The organism is Vibrio fujianensis (assembly GCF_002749895.1).
GTDB lineage: Bacteria > Pseudomonadota > Gammaproteobacteria > Enterobacterales > Vibrionaceae > Vibrio > Vibrio fujianensis.
Genome location: NZ_NBUS01000038.1, coordinates 113,882 through 115,103, shown reverse-complemented (window position 1 = coordinate 115,103; position 1,222 = coordinate 113,882). Strand labels below are relative to the sequence as shown.

Genomic DNA, 1,222 nt, shown 5'->3' with positions numbered 1-1,222 from the left:
TGAGGTGCATTTCACCGGAGCTGAGAGGTAATAAGCCGGCTATCGCTTTCAATAAAGTGGTTTTTCCACAGCCACTGGCTCCAAGTAAACAGACGATTTGCCCACTTTCCACCTCTAATGATAAGGATTCTAATATAACTTGATCCTCATATTGACAAGAGAGATTGTTAATCAATAAAGCACTATTCATTAGTATTTTTGCTCCAGTGAACGGTTAACGATAAGCAAAGGAATCAATCCAACCAACACAAGCAGGATCGCAGGCATTGCTGCTATTTCTAACCGCTCATCTGAGGCGTAGTTATACACATAGGTGGCTAACGTTTCAAAATTGAATGGGCGCAACAATAACGCGGCGTTGAGTTCTTTCATCGATTCAATAAACACCAATAGCCCAGCAATCAATATCCCACGCTTGACGAGAGGAAAATGGACACGCCAAAGCATGCGATTGGCATTACATCCCATTGTTCTGGCTGCCATGTCCAGCGATGGTGATACTTTATTGAGACTGGTTTCAATACTGCCTATCGCCACAGCAGAAAACCTCACCACCATCGCAAAAATAATGGCGAACATTGAACCTGAAAAAATTAAACCGGGCCGCCCCCAATTTAACCACTTCGCTACGTCATTCACCCCATGATCGATCATTAATACCGGCATCATAATCCCGATTGCAAGCACCGTTCCAGGCACGGCATACCCCAAAGCAGCGATACGCCTATAGATCAATGAACATTTGTTTGCATGCAGACGAACGTTAAAATTCATCACTAAAGCGACCATAACCGCAGTAATTGCCGCAAAAATAGCAACCGTAAAACTATTGAAAGCAAATTGGCGAAACTCAGCTGTCCAACTGACAGAAAAATAGATCAAGGCGTAATGGAACAACTGCAGTAAAGGTAAGACAAAGGCGACCAAGACGAGCCCCCAACACCATATTACCCCTAACCACTTTTTCCATCCCGTTAAGGCGTAACGACAATCTTCATGACTATTAAACTGAGTTTGAAATAACTTCTGTTTACGCCGACTGTATCGCTCACCACTCAGTAATAGCACAATAATAAACAGCATCAGGGCTGAAATCTTCGCTGCTGCATTTAAATTAGAGTACCCCAGCCAAGTATCATACACCGCGGTAGTTAAGGTATTGACCGCAAAATAGCTAACCGTACCAAAGTCGCCTATCGTTTCCATGGCCACTAAAGCAAGC

At 43.6% G+C, this 1,222-nt stretch carries 2 protein-coding genes; both read right to left on the bottom strand.

Features of this window, described 5'->3' with window-relative positions:
* Positions 1-190: ATP-binding cassette domain-containing protein (locus B7C60_RS17830; protein WP_245868538.1), on the bottom strand; the 190-nt coding region annotated here is incomplete at its 3' end.
* Positions 190-1,222, bottom strand: a 1,033-nt coding sequence (locus B7C60_RS17825; protein ID WP_245868536.1) for an ABC transporter permease, incomplete at its 5' end; no start/stop codon positions are given. The genes B7C60_RS17830 and B7C60_RS17825, both read right to left, overlap by 1 nt.